Raw genomic sequence first — 19,047 nt, forward strand, 5'->3', positions numbered from 1 at the left:
ATACTACAAAGGAGACAGAAACGCATGACAAAGGCAAAAACACGCTTAGATTACATCAAAGATTACTATGCTAAACATAACAAACTTGTTCACCTAGCAATTCCAGGACACCCAATAGCAAATGGGCAGATAAGAGTTGGTGAGTATGAATACAGTGGAATTAAATTTAATCGAAATGTCGCTAAAGATGTACCAGTAGCAGAGGCACACCGATTAGCAGAAGCATTTGATTATATGGTTATTGTTGAACCAGGAGAAAAGGAGGATGAAGAATTATGGAAAGTACTTTACAGCCGAGTGTCAAAAGCCGAGTAGAAGCATTTCATAAAGCTTTTTATGAAGGATTAGAAAAGATTGACCAACAAATTGAAGCTACTAATAATACGATTGTAGATAAAACCCTCGAAATGAAATTTATCAATGAAGTTGAATATCCTAAAGCAGTAGAAGTAAGGGTTATTAGTGGTGACGATAAGGAAGCAAAGAAGTTAAAAACGTTACTTGATAAGCTACAGGAGGACGTCGCAGAATTACAAGAAGAATTAGTTGTAATGGCTTCAGTTCGTGATAGATATGTATTTACGAAATCAGCTGAAGCAAAGGAATTAATACATGACTTTAATACAGAAAGAGACGCTGCTGCTAAACAATCCTATCATAGAATGTCATTAGCTAAACGAAAGTACTTAGAAGCATTGAAAGCAGAGTCTAAACCGTTAAATGAGTATTACAGGGTCGATGGAATGCTAGAAGGTGTTCTCGGAGAAGGTGGCCACGCTAAGCCAATGTCTTACTTCCCTAATTTATCAGCTAAGAAGTTTGGGGATAAGTTTTTAACTGATGGCATTTACTTGCCAGTAACGTATGATGAAGCTACACTCTTTATTCAAGGCAGAGATACAGCAGAAGATATTGAGTATCTACCTACACGGTAATTACTCATATTACTTGTTTTTAATTTAGTTGTAATGAAATAGAATCCTAAATTCCTTTTTAGCCCACTGTGTACACGGAAAGTATACGGTGGGCCTTTTTTTATGCCTATTTTTAATATAATGGCGTCTGAAAAGAATCTTTACTACGTTACTAAGGTGAGAGACAGTTAAAACCACTAGATGTAATCATTACGAAAAGGAGGGAAGGGCAATGACACAAGTAATCTTTGTAGAATCGGAAAAGACGTTAAAACCCTGGGAAACGCCAGAAGCTATTGAATTAGCAAAAACAAATAAAGCTAGACGTGAAGCGACAAGAAAGCTAGAAGCCACACCAATAGAGTCTATACCAGAAGAATCGGGGGACTACTACATTAAAAAGATGTTAGATTTTAGAACGAAAATTAGGGGCAGCCATTAATAGGGTTGTCTCTTTTCTTTGTTGTAGCAGCTGTGTACGGTTTTACAGGATACTTCTGTTAAGTCTGTAATGAGATTATAATAAAGTTATCTAATGAAGTGGTTTGGGGGCTGATTGCAGGTGTTTAAAGTAAATGGTGTAGTAAGTATTTTTGGAGATAACAAGAAACGAGAAATTACAGTAGACGAACACGGAAACATTACAGGTGACGAAATGTTTAAATTTGAAGTCCTGTTTTTATTGGAAACAATGCAGCGAAGAGGGAAGGCGATAGGGCCAATTCATTATGTGCCGGACGGTTCGTATATTTCTGATGTAATCGCTATTTCATTAGTTGTCGATATGATTTGCGAAGACGTGGAATTCATAGGGGAATGGCCGAAAATAGGGGAGGTGGAGAAGTAATACTTCTATATTTAACGAAGCATAGCGAATCTTGACGAAGCTACTACATGAAAGCGGGATTGTTTGGGCATTGTTAAAAATATTATTCTGAATAGAATCCTGTAACGGTGCGGATTCCCTTTAACCTGGTAGGGCATGTTATGGCCAGTTAGCAGTTTTGGTTGTCACTATATAAAAGTAAGTTTTGTTTTTAATTGAGTACAGTTTGTTCTCTGTATTTTTAACATTATATGAGTTTGTGAAATAGTTAACTTTTAGTGTACATAATACTTATTATTAGCAGTAGTTTGGCATAAGTGTCGTGAAGGCAGTTGTGGCAAGGGATTCAGCGTTTTGTATTTTGGGTGAATATTTTTATTTTGTGGTTAAAAGTTATTTTATTCATTTAGTGCATAATTATTTGTATTAGATTGTTGATGTAATAGTGTTCTTGATATTTTTATACGGGATTTTATACATAGTTTTTTGGGGCGTAGTCTTGTTAAATTTACCTAGGGTCATTGTTTAATTATGAGAGAAGCCGTTCTCCAGGTTTATATGAAGTGCTAGGGCTATATGCATTATATATAGAGTAGGAAGTGCTAGGCTATATATGTATAGCAAGTAGTGTTGTGTATGTTGCTATATACAGCAGCAGAGTTAGACAGACTGTTAGGACTATAGGTATATACTACAGCATGGTACGTATGGTAACACGCCGTTCGGTAGTACATGGTGCATAGTGCATAGTGTGTGATGGTGCATGGTTGGTGCATTGTGTATGTGTGTGTGATGTGTGTACAACACGTTACAACGCGATACGAACAGCGTGTTCCGTTTGATGTGTTAATGATGACTAGTGGAGGACGTAGGGTAGGTGTATATATGGCACTATCTATAGCATATCAATTAAGGCTATTTTGTCAAAGCATTTAAGATTAAGGGGGCAGCAGGGGGGATACACCCTATAATAGCCCCGGTACAGCCTTTTAATAATTTCTATTTCACTTTCTGACACTTGTATCGTAATGGTTGAATATAGAAAGCAGCTTTTAAATTTTTTTTTATTTTTTTTTGAGATTCGGCCGTGTAATTATTATTTGACTACCCTTCTTATAAGTTCTATAATGTCTATAGGTTCTATAGGGAGGAGGTTAAAAAAATGGCTAAAGTATTCCATCCAATCGAATCTTTATTAGTTCCTGCTACTACAGGGCAGAAAGCCCACCCAGCGAACACTGAATATAAAGTTTCATATGGCAGTGAAATCTGGGACGGTATTGCAGTAGAGGTGTATAAGGTTCAAATGGTTTATGATGGTAAGGTTTCTGGTAGAAGGTCACCTTCATATCCATGTGCTAGTGATTATCAGAAAGTACATGAAGCAATGCAGCAATTAATAGAAAAACACGGTAAATAAAAAAAGGAGGAAAGCCAATATAGACTTTCCACCAACACACACACTTATTTTAGTCTATATTGGTGAATTTAACAATGAATATTCCGGCTATCGAGAGATTATTGAAGAATGAAGGATTTGCCAACGTTAGATACACAGAAAAAGAAGGTTTTGTATTTGATTTAAACGCTGAATTACATACTGGGTGGGTTAACCTAGAGTATGATAAGCAGCAGAATCAATTTGTAATTAAAGGTACTGAGTTTAAAACAACTGAATTGGCTTGTTTAATGGACGTAGCTACAGAAATGAACAGTTTCACTAGATGTATGTATCACGCTAACTCGTGGTTATAGCAGCCATTTTCTTTTATATAGTAGAAACTTATCAAAATTACTTGTATAAAGTTTTAAAAATTCGTGGCAAGCTTACAATGAATAACGTTGAAAAAAGTACTTTAGCATTTTATAATCGAAATAGGCTGGCATAAGTACTTAGTATGTTCATGTCTAAAAATATCATTTCTAAATTACGTACAAGGTAAAACCTTGATTTTATTAATAATTTTAAACAGCGGTTACCGTGTGGTTTCCGGTACCACGTCTGCCGGGGGTTCGAATCCCTCTGGGCGCGTCAAAAAGTCCTAACTTACGTTTTGTAGGTTAGGACTTTTTTTATTTCCCTCTTGTTATATCTGATGATAAGATTTACTATTAGTACTTGGTTATAATTAAATTCCGTTATTATTTTCTTTCAATATTATTCAAATTTCGGTTTTAAGTTGTAAATCTCATTAATACATATAAATTAATAATATTTTGGAATGGGTGTCTGTGATAGCATTCTCCTTTTACCAAACTTATTGTACAATAGAAACAAGGGGGAGATTAGTTTGAAGGCAAGTCTTTTACAAGAACAAAGCTTACGTTTGGCAATGACACAAGAGTTAAGGCAAGCGATTACAATGCTCCAGTATAATGTACAAGAATTATCGGAGTTTTTGTATGAGCAATCGTTAGAGAATCCCCTTATTGAGTTAGGTGGTTTTGAGAGGGAGAAGAAAAAGAGCTCTAACAACAGTAAAAGTACCAGCAAACAAGTCGAGAATCAGATGGAAATCTACAGTGTGGATTCTACAACGATTCAGCAACATTTATTAAATCAAATACAGTATTATAAAATAGAGGAAGAAGAGCGAAAAGTAGCTTCTTTCATTATTATGAACATGGATGGAAATGGGTATTTACAAGAAACGAACGAGGAGTTAGCAAATCTCCTTTCCGCACCGCTACATGTAGTTGACCGCTCTGTAGAGCTTGTCCAATCACTTGAGCCAGCAGGGGTAGGGGCGCGTAATATTCAGGAATGTCTAACTTTACAATTGAAGCGCTTACAAAGACGGGATGGATTAGCAGAAGAGGTTGTAGAAGACCATTTCGCTTATTTCGTGAAGAAAGATTGGCGAAAGCTCGTTCAAGTGTTGAAGTGTAGTAATGAGGAATTACAGAGTGCTGTAAATTGTATAACGTCATTACAACCAAAACCAGGTCTTGCGTTTTCTTCTGATAAACCACTTTATATTGTGCCTGATATGGCGGTGAAAAAAGATGGTGATCGTCTCGTTTTACAAATGAATGAGAGAAATATGCCGAGAATTGAAATTCATTCTGAATATAGTGCGCTTCTTAATAATAGTGAAAGTGAAGTAGCATCTTACGTTTCAGAAAAGTATCAGCATGTACAGTGGATTATGCGTAGTTTGAAACAGAGAAAACAAACGCTTTTGCAAGTGATGACCATTATTATGGAAAAACAACGTGATTTCTTCTGGAAAGGTCCGGAGTATTTAAAGCCACTTGCTTTAAAAGAAGTAGCAGAAGAGTTAAGCGTCCATGAATCGACAATTAGTCGGGCAACGCGAAATAAATATGTGCAAACACCACACGGTTTATTTGAGATGAAATCGTTCTTTAGTAATGCCGTTTCGACTACTGAAGATGAAGCGGTTTCTACAAAGCGTGTAAAACAATTTATTCAAACGCTTGTTGAGGCGGAGAATAAGAAAAAGCCACTTTCAGACCAAAAGATTTCAAAATTGTTAGAAGAAGAGCATGAAATCGTTATTTCTCGAAGAACAGTGGCGAAGTATAGGGAACAAATGCACATCCCAGCGTCGTCATTACGAAAAACGATCGGATAGGTGAAGAAGATGAAAGTTGTACTGTATACAAAAAATGATTGTGGCCTTTGCGTGAAGGCGAAGCAAGTTTTACAGGAAGTACAATGTGAATATTCTTTTCAAATTGAGGAAATAGATATATATGAAGATAATGACCTTTTAGAAAAATATCACCTAATGATTCCGGTTGTAGAAATAGACGGAAAACAAGTAGAATATGGTAACATTCACAAAGGTGTCATAATAAACTATATAAAGAATGCAGTTAAGAGTTGAATAAGTTTCTATCTCCTGTTACAATAATACACGTAGCAGGGATTATTTTTTTAAACTATGTGGGACACAAAATGTCACTACGGGACGTAAAGTGACCACGAGGGAAAATGAACCGATGTAGTGAGGAGAAAAGATATGCGCTCATGGATTCAGAACACAAAAAAATTATTACCTGATCTGCTACCTGTTATGCAAACGAGAATGCAAATTCTTCAATACATTAGGCTTATGCAGCCAATTGGAAGAAGAAATTTATCAGCAAGTCTCGGTATGACAGAACGAGTATTGCGAAGTGAAGTTCAAGTTTTGAAAGAACAAAACTTAGTTCACGTCGCTTCTTCTGGAATGACTTTGACAGAAGAAGGAACAGCTTTAGTTCTTGCTTTGGAAGACTTTATGAAAGAAATTTCCGGGTTAAAGGTTTTAGAAAAGCAACTTAAGGAAACATTAGACTTGGATGAAGTTTTCGTTGTCCCTGGTGATAGTGATGAATCGCCTTGGGTCAAACTGGAGATGGGCCGTGCTTGTGTGACTTGTATAAAAGACCGTCTGACAGCGAATAATATCGTTGCTGTGGCTGGAGGAACTACGCTAGCTGCTGTTGCGGACATGATGCAGCTTGATTGCAAAGATTTACATATGCTATTTGTCCCAGCACGTGGTGGAATTGGAGAAGGCGTCGAGTTAGAAGCCAATACTATTTGTGCCAAGATGGCGCAAAATACGATGAGTAATTATCGCTTATTGTATGTTCCAGACCATGTTAGCAGCGAAGCATATGCGTCTATTGTGACAGAGCCTTCCGTGAAAGAAGTTCTTGAGTTGATTCGATCTTCCAATATCGTCATTCATGGAATAGGTGATGCGTTAACAATGGCACGTCGCAGAAATACTTCAGAAGCAGATTGGTTAAAGATTCAGGCAAGCGAAGCAGTTGGCGAAGCTTTCGGTTACTACTTTAATGAACAAGGAAATGTTGTTCATAAAGTAAGAACAGTTGGTATGCAACTAGAGGATTTACAAAATGTATCTCACGTTGTTGCAGTCGCTGGAGGTTCTTCAAAGGCAAAGGCAATACAGGCTGTAATTAAACAAGGGCACACTTCAATTCTAATTACAGATGAAGGTGCAGCAAAACAGTTAACAAAGGGTATTACCCTTTAATATAATCCCCCAAGGAGGAAATTCAAATGACTAAAATTGGTATTAATGGATTTGGACGTATCGGACGTAACGTATTCCGCGCAGCTCTTAACAACCCAGAGGTAGAAGTAGTAGCAATCAACGACTTAACAGATGCTAAAACTTTAGCTCACCTTTTAAAATATGACACAGTTCACGGAACTTTAAACGCAGAAGTATCTGCTAACGAAAGCAGCATCGTTGTTAACGGTAAAGAAATTAAAGTTATCGCTGAGCGTGACCCAGCACAATTACCATGGAGCGACTACGGAGTAGAAATCGTAGTAGAATCTACTGGCCGTTTCACTAAAAAAGCAGACGCTGAAAAACACTTAGGTGGATCAGTTAAAAAAGTTATCATCTCAGCTCCAGCTTCTGACGAAGATATCACTGTAGTTATGGGTGTTAACCACGAACAATACGATGCAGCTAGCCACAACGTAGTATCTAACGCTTCTTGTACTACAAACTGCTTAGCTCCATTCGCTAAAGTATTAAACGAAAAATTCGGCGTAAAACGCGGAATGATGACAACAATTCACTCTTACACTAACGACCAACAAATCTTAGACTTACCACACAAAGATTTACGTCGTGCTCGTGCAGCAGCTGAAAACATGATCCCAACATCTACTGGTGCAGCTAAAGCAGTAGCATTAGTATTACCAGAACTTAAAGGTAAATTAAACGGTGGCGCTGTACGTGTTCCAACTGCTAACGTTTCTCTAGTTGACCTAGTTGTTGAACTTGACAAAGAAGTAACAGTTGAAGAAGTAAATGCAGCATTCAAAGCAGCAGCTGAAGGCGAATTAAAAGGTATCCTTGGATACAGCGAAGAGCCATTAGTATCTATCGACTATAACGGATGTACAGCTTCTTCTACAATCGATGCATTATCTACAATGGTAATGGAAGGTAACATGGTTAAAGTACTTTCTTGGTACGATAACGAAACTGGTTACTCTAACCGCGTAGTAGACCTAGCAGCTTACATGACTTCAAAAGGTCTTTAATTCTTAATTATATAAGTTATCAATGACAAAACGAGGGAGAGGGTTTGTTCCCTCTCTCTCTTCTTTCGTTTTAAAAGCAAATGTGTTAAGCTTTTGAGTGGGTTTTGTCAATCCTAACTAGTAGTCGGAGGGAAATCCAATGAACAAAAAATCAATTCGTGACGTAGATTTAAAAGGTAAGCGTGTATTTTGCCGCGTTGACTTCAACGTACCTATGAAAGAAGGCAAAATTACAGATGAAACTCGTATCCGTGCAGCTCTTCCTACAATTCAATATTTAGTAGAGCAAGGTGCGAAAGTTATTTTAGCAAGCCACTTAGGCCGTCCAAAAGGTCAAGTAGTAGAAGAAATGCGTTTAACTCCAGTAGCAGCACGTTTAGGCGAGCTTCTTGGTAAAGACGTTAAAAAAGCAGACGAAGCATTCGGACCAGCTGTACAAGAAATGGTTGCAGCAATGAACGAAGGCGACGTATTAGTTCTTGAAAACGTACGTTTCTATGCGGGCGAAGAAAAGAACGATGCAGAACTTGCGAAAGAATTTGCAGCTCTTGCTGACATCTTCGTAAACGATGCATTCGGTGCAGCTCACCGTGCTCACGCTTCTACAGCAGGTATCGCGGACTACCTACCAGCAGTATCTGGTTTACTAATGGAAAAAGAGTTAGATGTTCTTGGAAAAGCACTTTCTAACCCAGATCGTCCATTCACAGCTATCATCGGTGGTGCGAAAGTAAAAGATAAAATCGGTGTAATTCGTCATCTATTAGACAAAGTAGATAACTTAATCATCGGTGGCGGACTTGCTTACACATTCGTTAAAGCTTTAGGTCATGAAATTGGTCTATCTCTATGTGAAGACGACAAGATTGAACTAGCAAAAGAATTTATGCAACTTGCAAAAGAAAAAGGCGTAAACTTCTACATGCCAGTTGATGTTGTAATCACTGAGGAATTCTCTGAAACTGCAACAACTAAAATCGTTAATATCGATTCTATCCCTTCTAACTGGGAAGGCGTGGACATCGGTCCTAAAACACGTGAAATTTATGCAGATGTAATTAAAAACTCTAAGCTTGTTGTATGGAATGGACCAATGGGTGTATTCGAAATGACTCCATTCGCAGAAGGTACAAAAGCAGTAGGACAAGCATTAGCAGATGCAGAAGGTACATACTCTGTTATCGGCGGTGGTGACTCTGCAGCAGCTGTTGAAAAATTCGGTATGGCTGATAAAATGAGCCACATTTCTACTGGCGGCGGTGCGTCATTAGAATTCATGGAAGGTAAAGAGCTTCCAGGTGTAGTTTGTCTTAACGACAAATAAGTAGCAGCCAAAGAAAAAGGACGGTGCAAAGCATGCGTAAACCAATTATCGCAGGTAACTGGAAAATGAATAAAACTCTATCTGAAGCAGTTAGCTTCGTAGAGGAAGTTAAAGGTCAAATCCCAGCAGCTTCAGCTGTTGATGCAGTAGTTTGCTCTCCAGCTCTATTCTTAGAGCGCCTTGTAGCAGCGACTGAAGGAACTGATTTACAAGTAGGTGCACAAAACATGCACTTCGAAAAAAATGGTGCATTCACTGGCGAAATTAGCCCAGTAGCACTTAGCGACTTAAAAGTAGGCTACGTAGTACTCGGCCACTCTGAGCGTCGTGAAATGTTTGCTGAAACAGATGAGTCAGTAAACAAAAAGACTATCGCAGCATTTGAACATGGTTTAACACCAATCGTATGTTGTGGTGAGACTTTAGAAGAGCGCGAAAGCGGAAAAACATTTGATCTAGTAGCAGGTCAAGTGACAAAAGCACTTGCAGGTTTAACTGAAGAGCAAGTTAAAGCAACTGTTATCGCTTATGAGCCAATCTGGGCTATCGGTACAGGTAAATCTTCTTCTTCTGCAGATGCAAACGAAGTATGTGCGCACATCCGTAAAGTTGTTGCAGAGGCTGTTTCTCCAGCTGCTGCAGAAGCTGTTCGTATTCAATACGGCGGTAGCGTAAAACCAGAAAACATTAAAGAGTACATGGCACAATCTGACATCGACGGCGCTTTAGTTGGCGGTGCTAGCTTAGAGCCTGCTTCGTTCTTAGGTCTTCTGGAGGCGGTAAAATGAGAAAGCCAACAGCTCTAATTATTCTTGACGGTTTCGGACTTCGTGAAGAAACTTACGGGAATGCTGTAGCACAAGCTAAGAAACCTAATTTTGATGGTTACTGGAACAAATTCCCTCACACAACGCTTACAGCTTGTGGCGAGGCAGTAGGTCTTCCAGAAGGTCAAATGGGTAACTCTGAGGTTGGTCACTTAAATATCGGTGCTGGCCGCATTGTATATCAAAGCTTAACACGCGTAAACGTTGCAATCCGTGAAGGTGAGTTCGATAAGAACGAAACGTTCCAAAGTGCAATTAAAAGCGTAAAAGAAAAAGGTACTGCACTTCATTTATTCGGTTTACTTTCTGACGGTGGTGTGCACAGTCACATGAACCACATGTTTGCTCTTCTTCGCTTAGCAGCTAAAGAAGGCGTTGAGAAAGTATACATTCATGCATTCTTAGATGGCCGCGATGTTGGACCAAAAACAGCACAAAGCTATATCGATGCAACAAATGAAGTAATTAAAGAAACAGGAGTAGGACAATTCGCGACTATCTCTGGTCGTTATTACTCCATGGACCGTGACAAGCGTTGGGATCGCGTAGAAAAATGTTACCGTGCTATGGTGAATGGTGAAGGCCCTACTTATAAATCAGCAGAAGAGTGTGTAGAAGACTCTTATGCAAATGGTATCTACGATGAATTCGTATTGCCGTCTGTAATTGTTAACGAAGATAACACGCCAGTTGCAACAATCAATGATGATGATGCAGTTATCTTCTATAACTTCCGTCCAGACCGTGCAATTCAAATTGCTCGTGTATTTACAAACGAAGACTTCCGTGAGTTCGATCGTGGTGAAAAAGTACCTCACATTCCAGAATTCGTATGTATGACACACTTTAGTGAAACAGTAGATGGTTACGTGGCATTCAAGCCAATGAACCTTGATAACACTTTAGGTGAAGTTGTTGCGCAAGCGGGATTAAAGCAACTTCGCATCGCGGAAACTGAAAAGTATCCGCACGTTACATTCTTCTTTAGCGGTGGTCGTGAGGCTGAATTCCCAGGAGAAGAGCGTATCTTAATTAACTCACCGAAGGTTGCAACGTATGACTTGAAACCTGAAATGAGCATTTACGAAGTAACGGACGCTTTAGTAAATGAAATCGAAAATGATAAACATGATGTTATCATTCTTAACTTTGCGAACTGTGATATGGTTGGCCATTCTGGGATGATGGAACCAACAATTAAAGCAGTAGAAGCAACTGACGAATGTTTAGGAAAAGTTGTAGAAGCGATTCTTGCAAAAGATGGTGTAGCACTTATTACTGCTGACCATGGTAATGCTGACGAAGAATTAACTTCTGACGGAGAGCCAATGACAGCTCATACAACTAACCCGGTTCCTTTCATCGTTACGAAGAACGACGTAGAATTACGTGAAGGTGGTATCTTAGGTGATATCGCTCCAACAATGCTTACACTTCTTGGTGTTGAGCAACCGAAAGAAATGACAGGTAAAACAATTATTAAATAATTTGCTTATATAAAAAGGAGAGAATTTATTATGTCAACAATTATTGATGTTTATGCTCGCGAAGTCCTTGACTCTCGTGGTAACCCAACTGTAGAAGTAGAAGTTTACACAGAAAGCGGCGCTTTCGGACGCGCTATCGTACCAAGTGGTGCATCTACTGGTGAACACGAAGCAGTAGAATTACGTGATGGTGACAAATCTCGTTACCTTGGTAAAGGTGTTGTTAACGCAGTAAACAACGTTAACGAAATTATCGCTCCAGAAATCGTTGGTTTCGACGTAACTGACCAAGCTGGTATCGACCGTGCTATGATCGAATTAGATGGCACTCCAAACAAAGGTAAACTAGGCGCTAACGCTATCCTTGGTGTATCTATGGCAGTAGCTCACGCAGCAGCTGACTTCGTAGGTCTTCCATTATACCGTTACCTTGGTGGATTCAATGCAAAACAATTACCAACTCCAATGATGAACATCATCAACGGTGGTTCTCACGCTGATAACAACGTAGACTTCCAAGAGTTCATGATCTTACCAGTTGGTGCTCCAACATTCAAAGAATCAATCCGTATGGGTGCTGAAGTATTCCATGCACTTAAAGCTGTATTACATGACAAAGGTCTTAACACTGCAGTAGGTGACGAAGGTGGATTCGCTCCAAACCTTGGTTCTAACCGTGAAGCATTAGAAGTAATTATCGAAGCTATCGAAAAAGCTGGTTACAAAGCTGGCGAGAACGTATTCTTAGGAATGGACGTTGCTTCTTCTGAGTTCTACAACAAAGAAACTGGTAAATATGACCTTGCAGGCGAAGGCCGTACTGGCTTAACTTCTGCAGAAATGGTTGATTTCTACGAAGAGCTTTGCAAAGACTTCCCAATCATCTCTATCGAAGATGGTTTAGACGAAAACGACTGGGATGGTCACAAATTATTAACTGAGCGTCTTGGAAGCAAAGTACAATTAGTTGGTGACGACTTATTCGTAACTAACACTCAAAAACTTGCTGAAGGTATCGAAAAAGGTATCTCTAACTCAATCTTAATTAAAGTTAACCAAATCGGTACTTTAACTGAGACTTTCGAAGCTATCGAAATGGCTAAACGTGCTGGTTACACAGCAGTTGTATCTCACCGTTCTGGTGAAACTGAAGATGCTACAATCGCTGACATCGCAGTTGCAACTAACGCTGGCCAAATCAAAACTGGTTCTATGAGCCGTACTGACCGTATTGCTAAGTACAACCAATTATTACGCATCGAAGACGAACTAGGCGAAATCGCTGTTTACGATGGTATCAAATCTTTCTACAATATCAAACGATAATTGTAGAAAATAACGACAGACCGTGAGAAATCACGGTCTGTTTTTTTATGTTAAAATTGTTCATCCGTCATAAGTGACATGAAATGTTTAAAGAAGCGGTTATAATCAAAATCAATTGCGATTTGATGAATCGGCCGATCAATAAATGGTTTAGATTCTTCTAAAGAGCGGAATTCCCCAATGCTTGCCCCTTGTGCATAAGATTCGGTCATGATAACGATAGGTGATTTGTGATACGTAAACATAGAGTTATCAAGTAAAGCGAGTATTGGCATTGTGTCATGGAAGGGGCTACCCTTTAAATGTGGTAGAGCATTTTTATAATAACTATAGTAATAATGATCGAATAAAGGTTTGACGAGTGGGGCTTTTCCTTTTGCTTCAATATATTCAGCCATTTCTGGTGTAATGATGGAATATTGGGTGACGTTTAATGGATAGATGTACATGTTAGGTGAGGATTGAAGGACTATATTAGCGGCAACAGGATCACCATAAAAGTTTGCTTCAGAAATAGGGGTAACATTACCCGGGTGTAAAAAGGCACCGCCCATTATGTAGTAAGATTTAATTTGCTTCATTAACTGTTTACATACGATGAATAAAATTGCGAGGGAGGTAAGTCTTCCTAAACTTACAATGATTACTTCATCTTTATACTGTTCAATAAGAGGAATAACTTCGAAAAAATTCTCCATTTCCCCGTTAGTTACATTCCCTTTTGGAATAATTGGCCCGAGCCCTTGTTTCCCATGTACATCGGTAAAAAAAGCAGGTGGGGCACCAGTAAGTGGACGCTCTGACCCACCAAATATCTTAATATTTCTATTCATTGTTTCATTCTTAAGAAAATGAGCATTTTGTACGGCCATCTCTTTTGGAACATTACCGTAATCAGCAACAATGCCGATGATTTCTATTTCATCAATAAAGAATGCTAAGAGGAGAGCCATCGTATCATCAATCCCAGGATCACAAAAAATGAGAACTTTTTTGGGCATATGTTCACCACCTATCTTGTTTATCCCACTTTAATGGGCAGTAAGACCGCCACCTCGAAATACAGCGAATTAGTTCAACTAATAATCAGTGGGGGATAAAGAACCCCCACTGGTTAAAGTTTCACTTTATATATATGTAAGCTTAAGGATAAAAAGATTATTTTATTGAAATAACAACCTTTAAAATTCAGAAAATAAAAACTTTTTATATTAGGTCAAGGTTTTTGACTTAATTTTCTTTTAGAAATGTAGTCATATCAAGGTTGTAAGCGTATAACATAGGCGTTTTTTGCTGTCAAGTTGATAAATTGCAGCTTTTTACAATTTATACTATGATAAAGATATTAACAGAAGATCGTATAAACAAGAGGGATGATGAACATGAAATTTACAAAGATTCTTGTCCAAATTGCTGCTCTTTACGTTTTTTATATGGTTGGAACTTGGGTACAAGAAATGTTAAATATTCCGATTCCAGGAAGTTTGATTGGAATGTTCCTCTTACTTGTTTTACTTAGCCTAAAAGTTCTTCCTGTGAAATGGTTCGATTTAGGAGCAGAAACACTCGTTGCTATTATGCCGTTTTTATTAATTCCGCCAACACTTGGCCTAATGAATTACGGTGCTTTTTTTATGAGTAAAGGAATTTCTCTTTTCATTACAATTGTAGCGAGTACATTTTTAATTATTATTGTCGCAGGACATACAGGACAATATCTTGCGAATAGAAAGGAAAGAGAGTCGCGATGAGCCAAATATTGATCGGAATCGGTTGGGTTATTTTTACGGTGCTATTATACCAATTATCTAAAAAAATCTATAAATTATTTCCAACACCATTCACCATTCCAATGCTTGTAGCAACAGGATTAATGGCTTTCTTATTTATTATGCTTGATATACCGTATCAACATTATATGGAAAGTGGTGGCGGCTGGATTGCAAAACTGCTCGGACCCGGTGTTGTAGCATTTGCAATTCCTCTTTATAAACAACGCCACGTTCTTCAAAAATATGTTGTACCAATTGCCGGCGGGGTACTAGTAGGTACAACAGTTGCCATTGCAAGTGACTTTGCTATTGCGTCACTTATGGGAACAGATAAAAGCTTAATTTTATCTTCTTTACCAAAATCAGTGACAATGCCAGTTGCGATGAGTGTTTCAGAGCAAGTTGGTGGTGTACCGTCATTAACAGCAGCCTTCGTTGTTATTGCAGGTATTACTGGAACGATTACCGGCCCGCTTTTATTAAAATGGAGCCGCGTTACAAACTCAGTTGGTAAAGGTATCGGATTTGGATGTGCTTCTCATATTATGGGCGTAATGAGAGCGATGAAAAATAATGAACATGAAGGTGTTATTGGATCGGTAACAATGACATTAACAGCGATTTTAACATGTTTGCTCGGGCCGCTATTTGCAATGATGTTCATGTAATAGAAGAAAAGCGAGAGCAACCTTATAGCTCTCGCTTTTCTATAGAATTTATGCTACAGTTACAATAACTGAATCTTTGTAGGAGGTACGCCAAGTGCATACGTTATTATCCGTTTTACTTATTATTGTATCGATTTTAATGATTGTTATGGTACTTATGCAGTCTAGTAATAGCTCAGGCCTTTCAGGTGCAATTTCAGGCGGTGCAGAGCAATTATTTGGTAAGCAAAAAGCACGTGGAATTGAAGCGGTATTAAACCGTATTACAATTGTTTTAGCTGTATTGTTCTTCGCATTAACAATTGGTGTTACGTACTTAAACTTATAGAATTGAAAGAAGAAGCGTTAGTAAGATGTACTAATGGTTCTTCTTTTTTTGTTTTGTCATTTGAAAGATGTTTCTAATTAGATTATAGAAATATAAATATGGTACACTAGATATAGAAAGAATACGACTAGATTACAGAAGAGAAAGAGGAGAAGTACATGATGAAATTAGCATCTCCGAAACCATTTACATTTGAGGGTGGAGACCGCGCTGTTTTATTACTACATGGATTCACAGGAAACTCAGCTGATGTACGTATGTTAGGGCGTTTCTTAGAAAAGAAAGGCTACACTTGTCATGCCCCAATTTATAAAGGGCACGGTGTACCACCAGAAGAGCTTGTTCATACAGGTCCTGAAGATTGGTGGCAAGACGTAACGGAGGCATATCAGCTTTTAAAAGATAAAGGTTTTGAGAAAATTGCTGTCGTTGGATTGTCACTTGGCGGCGTATTTTCTCTAAAATTAGGTTATACAGTACCGGTTTTAGGTGTAGTCCCAATGTGTGCACCGATGTATATTAAGAGTGAAGAAACGATGTACCAAGGTATATTGGCATATGCCCGCGAATATAAAAAGCGTGAGCAAAAATCACCAGAGCAAATCGAACAAGAAATGTTGGAATTCCAAAAGACACCGATGAATACATTAAAAGCATTACAACAATTAATTGCTGACGTACGTAACAATGTGGACATGATTTATGCCCCAACATTTGTTGTACAAGCGCGTCATGATGAAATGATTAATACAGATAGTGCGAACATTATTTATAACGGTGTAGAATCAACGTTAAAAGACATTAAATGGTATGAAGACTCTACGCATGTCATTACACTTGATAAACAGCGTGACGAGCTACATGAGGATGTATATAACTTCTTGGAGCAACTAGATTGGTAAGATCTAGTTGCCTCTTTTTTTCATAAGGGAATTTTTTATGGAAGCTGTAAAAAAATCATTGGGAGATGATTGAAGTTTCGCTTTATACATCCCCCATCTTTCGGATACACTAAATAATATAAGGGTTTAAAGGAGGTATTTTTGCTTGGAAGAAATCATACAAGAACATATTGATAAGTTGTTATTATTTATGAGAGAAGAAGCGTATAAACCGCTAACGATACAAGAGTTAGAAGAGGCGTTTGGGATTGAAGGTTCTGAGGGCTTTAAAGATTTTGTAAAGGCGCTTGTAACGATGGAAGAGAAGGGACTTGTTATTCGTACTCGTAGCAACCGTTACGGTCTTCCTGAAAAAATGAATTTAGTACGTGGTAAGTTAATTGGACATGCACGTGGCTTTGCATTTGTTGTACCAGACGAGAAGAAAACAGGAGACGACGATCTTTTCATTCCGCCTACAGAATTAAACGGTGCGCTTCATGGTGATACAGTATTAGCCCGCCTTAGTTCTCAATCGAGTGGTTCGCGTCAAGAAGGTTCCATTGTACGCATTTTAGAACGCGGAACGAAAGAACTAGTTGGTACATATACAGAGTCCAAAAACTTTGGATTTGTTATACCTGACAATAAACGCTGGACAAGTGACATTTTCGTATTGAAAAGCGCATCAATGGGCGCTGTAGAAGGTCATAAAGTAGTTGTGAAAATTACGAGCTATCCAGAGAATCGTTTAAGTGCAGAAGGTGAAGTTATTCAAATTCTAGGTCATAAAAATGATCCAGGAGTAGATATTTTATCTGTTATCCATAAACATCATTTGCCTTTAGCGTTCCCTGAAGAAGTGATGGAGCACGCCAACAGTGTACCAGAAACGATTTCAGAAGAAGATTTAAAAGATCGCCGTGACCTGCGTGACCAAATGATCGTAACGATTGACGGTGCAGACGCAAAAGATTTAGATGACGCTGTTACAGTCACGAAGCTCGAGAACGGTAACTATAAACTTGGCGTTCATATTGCGGATGTAAGTCATTACGTCCAAGAAGGCTCTCCAATTGATGTAGAAGCAGCGGAGAGAGCGACGAGTATATATCTTGTTGACCGTGTAATTCCGATGATTCCGCATCGTCTATCGAACGGTATTTGTTCATTAAATCCGAAAGTAGACCGTCTGACATTGTCTTGTGAAATGGAAATCAACAACTTAGGTGACGTCGTAAAGCACGAGATTTTCCAAAGTGTAATTAAAACGACAGAGCGTATGACGTATGCTGACGTAAGAAGCATTTTAGAAGATGAGGACGAAGATTTAATGAAACGCTATGAGCCGCTCGTACCGATGTTTAAAGAGATGGGGCAATTAGCACAAATCCTACGTGAAAAACGTATGCGCCGCGGTGCAATCGACTTTGATTTTAAAGAAGCGAAAGTATTAGTAGATGAAGAAGGAAAACCGACAGACGTTGTTATGCGTGATCGTTCTGTATCAGAGAAGTTAATTGAAGAATTTATGCTTGTCGCGAACGAAACAGTAGCAGAGCATTTCCACTGGATGAACGTACCATTTATGTACCGTGTCCATGAAGATCCGAAAGAAGATAAGTTAGAGCGTTTCTTCGAGTTTGTAACGAACTTCGGATATGCGGTAAAAGGACGTGCAAATGAAGTACACCCTCGTGCGCTACAACAAATTCTTGAAATGGTTCAAGGGCAACCAGAAGAAGTAGTCATTTCGACAGTAATGCTTCGTTCTATGAAGCAAGCACGTTACGATGCAGAAAGCTTAGGACATTTTGGTCTATCAACTGAGTTCTACACGCATTTCACATCACCAATTCGTCGTTATCCAGATACGATTGTTCACAGATTGATTCGTGAATATATCATTAATGGTAAAGTTGATAATGAAACGCAAGCAAAATGGCGTGAAAAATTACCTGAGATTGCAGATCATTCTTCTAATATGGAACGCCGTGCTGTTGAAGCAGAACGTGAAACAGACGAAATGAAAAAAGCAGAGTATATGGTTGATAAGATTGGCGAAGAGTATGATGGTATGATTAGCTCTGTAACAAACTTCGGTTTATTCGTAGAGCTTCCAAATACAATTGAAGGTCTTGTACACGTTAGCTACTTAACGGATGATTACTACCGTTATGATGAGCAGCATTTCGCAATGATTGGAGAACGTACAGGTAACGTATTCCGTATCGGTGACGAAATTACCATTCGTGTTATTAACGTAAACAAGGACGAGCGTGCAATCGACTTTGAAATCGTTGGCATGAAAGGTACGCCTCGTCGTAAGTTCAAAGATCGTCCAGTTGTGATCGAACAGCCAAGAACAGGCAGAAAGAAACGCGGCGGACGTAGCGAACGCAGTAATGAGCGCGGCGGAGAACGTGGCACAGGTAGAAAATTTGACCGTGGTGGAAAAGGTAAAGGAAGAGGATCTGCATCCGCGTCCGCTAGCCAACCAGGGAAAAAAGATGGTAACGGCAAGAAGAAAAAAGCATTCTTCGAAAATGTACCAGGATTCAAGAAGAAAAAGAAAAAGCGTAAGTAAGAAAAGGATGGCTTCGCTTTGATGAAAAGCGAGGCTTTTTCTTTTTTCTTAGTGGCTG

Annotated in this window: 20 protein-coding genes; 19 read left to right on the top strand and 1 reads right to left on the bottom strand. The window is 38.7% G+C overall.

Features of this window, described 5'->3' with window-relative positions; translation table 11 throughout:
* Positions 1-24: 24 nt before the first annotated feature.
* From LMD38_RS01260 to eno, 14 genes are all read left to right on the top strand, one after another.
* The gene (locus LMD38_RS01260; RefSeq protein WP_228920156.1) at positions 25-315 is read left to right on the top strand and encodes a hypothetical protein; all 291 of its coding nucleotides are present in this window, start codon (positions 25-27) and stop codon (positions 313-315) included.
* Positions 276-935, top strand: coding sequence for a hypothetical protein (locus tag LMD38_RS01265; protein ID WP_228920158.1), 660 nt, complete (start codon positions 276-278; stop codon positions 933-935). The genes LMD38_RS01260 and LMD38_RS01265 overlap by 40 nt, the downstream gene beginning before the upstream one ends.
* Positions 936-1,146: 211 nt before the next feature.
* Positions 1,147-1,356 carry a hypothetical protein gene (locus LMD38_RS01270; protein ID WP_228920160.1) on the top strand — a complete coding sequence of 70 codons (210 nt, stop codon included), beginning with the start codon at positions 1,147-1,149 and terminating at the stop codon, positions 1,354-1,356.
* A 120-nt stretch (positions 1,357-1,476) separates the two neighbouring features.
* A complete protein-coding gene (locus LMD38_RS01275; protein WP_228920162.1) occupies positions 1,477-1,761 on the top strand; it encodes a hypothetical protein in 285 nt (94 codons plus the stop codon).
* Between the two features lie 1,141 nt (positions 1,762-2,902).
* Positions 2,903-3,160: a hypothetical protein gene (locus LMD38_RS01280; protein ID WP_002195035.1), complete on the top strand. Its 258-nt coding sequence runs from the start codon at positions 2,903-2,905 to the stop codon at positions 3,158-3,160.
* Between the two features lie 74 nt (positions 3,161-3,234).
* Positions 3,235-3,495 carry a hypothetical protein gene (locus LMD38_RS01285; protein ID WP_105990073.1) on the top strand — a complete coding sequence of 87 codons (261 nt, stop codon included), beginning with the start codon at positions 3,235-3,237 and terminating at the stop codon, positions 3,493-3,495.
* A gap of 536 nt (positions 3,496-4,031) precedes the next feature.
* Positions 4,032-5,339: an RNA polymerase factor sigma-54 gene (gene rpoN / locus LMD38_RS01290; protein ID WP_100634426.1), complete on the top strand. Its 1,308-nt coding sequence runs from the start codon at positions 4,032-4,034 to the stop codon at positions 5,337-5,339.
* Positions 5,340-5,348: 9 nt separating this feature from the next.
* Positions 5,349-5,594, top strand: a complete 246-nt coding sequence (locus LMD38_RS01295) for a glutaredoxin family protein (RefSeq protein ID WP_000869738.1) — start codon at positions 5,349-5,351, stop codon at positions 5,592-5,594.
* 135 nt (positions 5,595-5,729) lie between these two features.
* The gene (cggR, locus tag LMD38_RS01300; protein ID WP_001258187.1) at positions 5,730-6,758 is read left to right on the top strand and encodes a gapA transcriptional regulator CggR; all 1,029 of its coding nucleotides are present in this window, start codon (positions 5,730-5,732) and stop codon (positions 6,756-6,758) included.
* 26 nt (positions 6,759-6,784) lie between these two features.
* Complete coding sequence (gap, locus tag LMD38_RS01305) at positions 6,785-7,789, top strand: type I glyceraldehyde-3-phosphate dehydrogenase (RefSeq protein ID WP_000161231.1); 1,005 nt, start codon at positions 6,785-6,787, stop codon at positions 7,787-7,789.
* Between the two features lie 139 nt (positions 7,790-7,928).
* Entirely contained in the window at positions 7,929-9,113 is a 1,185-nt protein-coding gene (locus LMD38_RS01310; protein ID WP_001036347.1) for a phosphoglycerate kinase, read from the top strand.
* Positions 9,114-9,145: 32 nt separating this feature from the next.
* Positions 9,146-9,901, top strand: coding sequence for a triose-phosphate isomerase (gene tpiA, locus LMD38_RS01315; protein WP_001231036.1), 756 nt, complete (start codon positions 9,146-9,148; stop codon positions 9,899-9,901).
* Positions 9,898-11,427, top strand: coding sequence for a 2,3-bisphosphoglycerate-independent phosphoglycerate mutase (gpmI, locus tag LMD38_RS01320; protein ID WP_001231150.1), 1,530 nt, complete (start codon positions 9,898-9,900; stop codon positions 11,425-11,427). Before tpiA ends, gpmI begins: the two co-directional genes overlap by 4 nt.
* A gap of 30 nt (positions 11,428-11,457) precedes the next feature.
* On the top strand, positions 11,458-12,753 hold the full coding sequence (gene eno, locus LMD38_RS01325; protein ID WP_000103957.1) for a phosphopyruvate hydratase: 1,296 nt from the start codon (positions 11,458-11,460) through the stop codon (positions 12,751-12,753).
* A 50-nt stretch (positions 12,754-12,803) separates the two neighbouring features.
* On the opposite strand, the gene LMD38_RS01330 is transcribed toward eno, so the two are convergent.
* Positions 12,804-13,754, bottom strand: a complete 951-nt coding sequence (locus LMD38_RS01330; RefSeq protein WP_227585526.1) for a nucleoside hydrolase — start codon at positions 13,752-13,754, stop codon at positions 12,804-12,806.
* Positions 13,755-14,135: 381 nt separating this feature from the next.
* Between LMD38_RS01330 and LMD38_RS01335 the strand changes: the two genes are divergently transcribed.
* The 5 genes from LMD38_RS01335 to rnr all read left to right on the top strand — a co-directional run bounded on the left by LMD38_RS01335 (position 14,136) and on the right by rnr (position 18,989).
* Complete coding sequence (locus tag LMD38_RS01335) at positions 14,136-14,504, top strand: CidA/LrgA family holin-like protein (RefSeq protein WP_000673220.1); 369 nt, start codon at positions 14,136-14,138, stop codon at positions 14,502-14,504.
* Positions 14,501-15,193: an LrgB family protein gene (locus LMD38_RS01340; protein ID WP_000078293.1), complete on the top strand. Its 693-nt coding sequence runs from the start codon at positions 14,501-14,503 to the stop codon at positions 15,191-15,193. The genes LMD38_RS01335 and LMD38_RS01340 overlap by 4 nt, the downstream gene beginning before the upstream one ends.
* 94 nt (positions 15,194-15,287) lie before the next feature.
* The gene (gene secG, locus LMD38_RS01345) at positions 15,288-15,521 is read left to right on the top strand and encodes a preprotein translocase subunit SecG (RefSeq protein ID WP_000557262.1); all 234 of its coding nucleotides are present in this window, start codon (positions 15,288-15,290) and stop codon (positions 15,519-15,521) included.
* A gap of 161 nt (positions 15,522-15,682) precedes the next feature.
* The gene (gene estA / locus LMD38_RS01350; RefSeq protein WP_000761976.1) at positions 15,683-16,423 is read left to right on the top strand and encodes a carboxylesterase; all 741 of its coding nucleotides are present in this window, start codon (positions 15,683-15,685) and stop codon (positions 16,421-16,423) included.
* Positions 16,424-16,613: 190 nt separating this feature from the next.
* A complete protein-coding gene (rnr, locus tag LMD38_RS01355; protein ID WP_407654679.1) occupies positions 16,614-18,989 on the top strand; it encodes a ribonuclease R in 2,376 nt (791 codons plus the stop codon).
* Positions 18,990-19,047 lie beyond the last annotated feature (58 nt).

The sequence above is a fragment of the Bacillus pacificus genome, from assembly GCF_020861345.1.
Lineage (GTDB): Bacteria > Bacillota > Bacilli > Bacillales > Bacillaceae_G > Bacillus_A > Bacillus_A pacificus.

Excerpts from the sequence above, each read along its gene's own strand:
- LMD38_RS01260 (WP_228920156.1), top strand. The coding sequence starts at position 25 with ATGACAAAGGCAAAAACACGCTTAGATTACATCAAAGATTACTATGCT.
- LMD38_RS01265 (WP_228920158.1), top strand. The coding sequence starts at position 276 with ATGGAAAGTACTTTACAGCCGAGTGTCAAAAGCCGAGTAGAAGCATTT.
- LMD38_RS01270 (WP_228920160.1), top strand. The coding sequence starts at position 1,147 with ATGACACAAGTAATCTTTGTAGAATCGGAAAAGACGTTAAAACCCTGG.
- LMD38_RS01280 (WP_002195035.1), top strand. The coding sequence starts at position 2,903 with ATGGCTAAAGTATTCCATCCAATCGAATCTTTATTAGTTCCTGCTACT.
- LMD38_RS01285 (WP_105990073.1), top strand. The coding sequence starts at position 3,235 with ATGAATATTCCGGCTATCGAGAGATTATTGAAGAATGAAGGATTTGCC.
- LMD38_RS01295 (WP_000869738.1), top strand. The coding sequence starts at position 5,349 with ATGAAAGTTGTACTGTATACAAAAAATGATTGTGGCCTTTGCGTGAAG.
- cggR (WP_001258187.1), top strand. The coding sequence starts at position 5,730 with ATGCGCTCATGGATTCAGAACACAAAAAAATTATTACCTGATCTGCTA.
- gap (WP_000161231.1), top strand. The coding sequence starts at position 6,785 with ATGACTAAAATTGGTATTAATGGATTTGGACGTATCGGACGTAACGTA.
- LMD38_RS01310 (WP_001036347.1), top strand. The coding sequence starts at position 7,929 with ATGAACAAAAAATCAATTCGTGACGTAGATTTAAAAGGTAAGCGTGTA.
- tpiA (WP_001231036.1), top strand. The coding sequence starts at position 9,146 with ATGCGTAAACCAATTATCGCAGGTAACTGGAAAATGAATAAAACTCTA.
- gpmI (WP_001231150.1), top strand. The coding sequence starts at position 9,898 with ATGAGAAAGCCAACAGCTCTAATTATTCTTGACGGTTTCGGACTTCGT.
- eno (WP_000103957.1), top strand. The coding sequence starts at position 11,458 with ATGTCAACAATTATTGATGTTTATGCTCGCGAAGTCCTTGACTCTCGT.
- LMD38_RS01330 (WP_227585526.1), bottom strand. The coding sequence starts at position 13,754 with ATGCCCAAAAAAGTTCTCATTTTTTGTGATCCTGGGATTGATGATACG.
- LMD38_RS01335 (WP_000673220.1), top strand. The coding sequence starts at position 14,136 with ATGAAATTTACAAAGATTCTTGTCCAAATTGCTGCTCTTTACGTTTTT.
- LMD38_RS01340 (WP_000078293.1), top strand. The coding sequence starts at position 14,501 with ATGAGCCAAATATTGATCGGAATCGGTTGGGTTATTTTTACGGTGCTA.
- estA (WP_000761976.1), top strand. The coding sequence starts at position 15,683 with ATGAAATTAGCATCTCCGAAACCATTTACATTTGAGGGTGGAGACCGC.
- rnr (WP_407654679.1), top strand. The coding sequence starts at position 16,614 with ATGAGAGAAGAAGCGTATAAACCGCTAACGATACAAGAGTTAGAAGAG.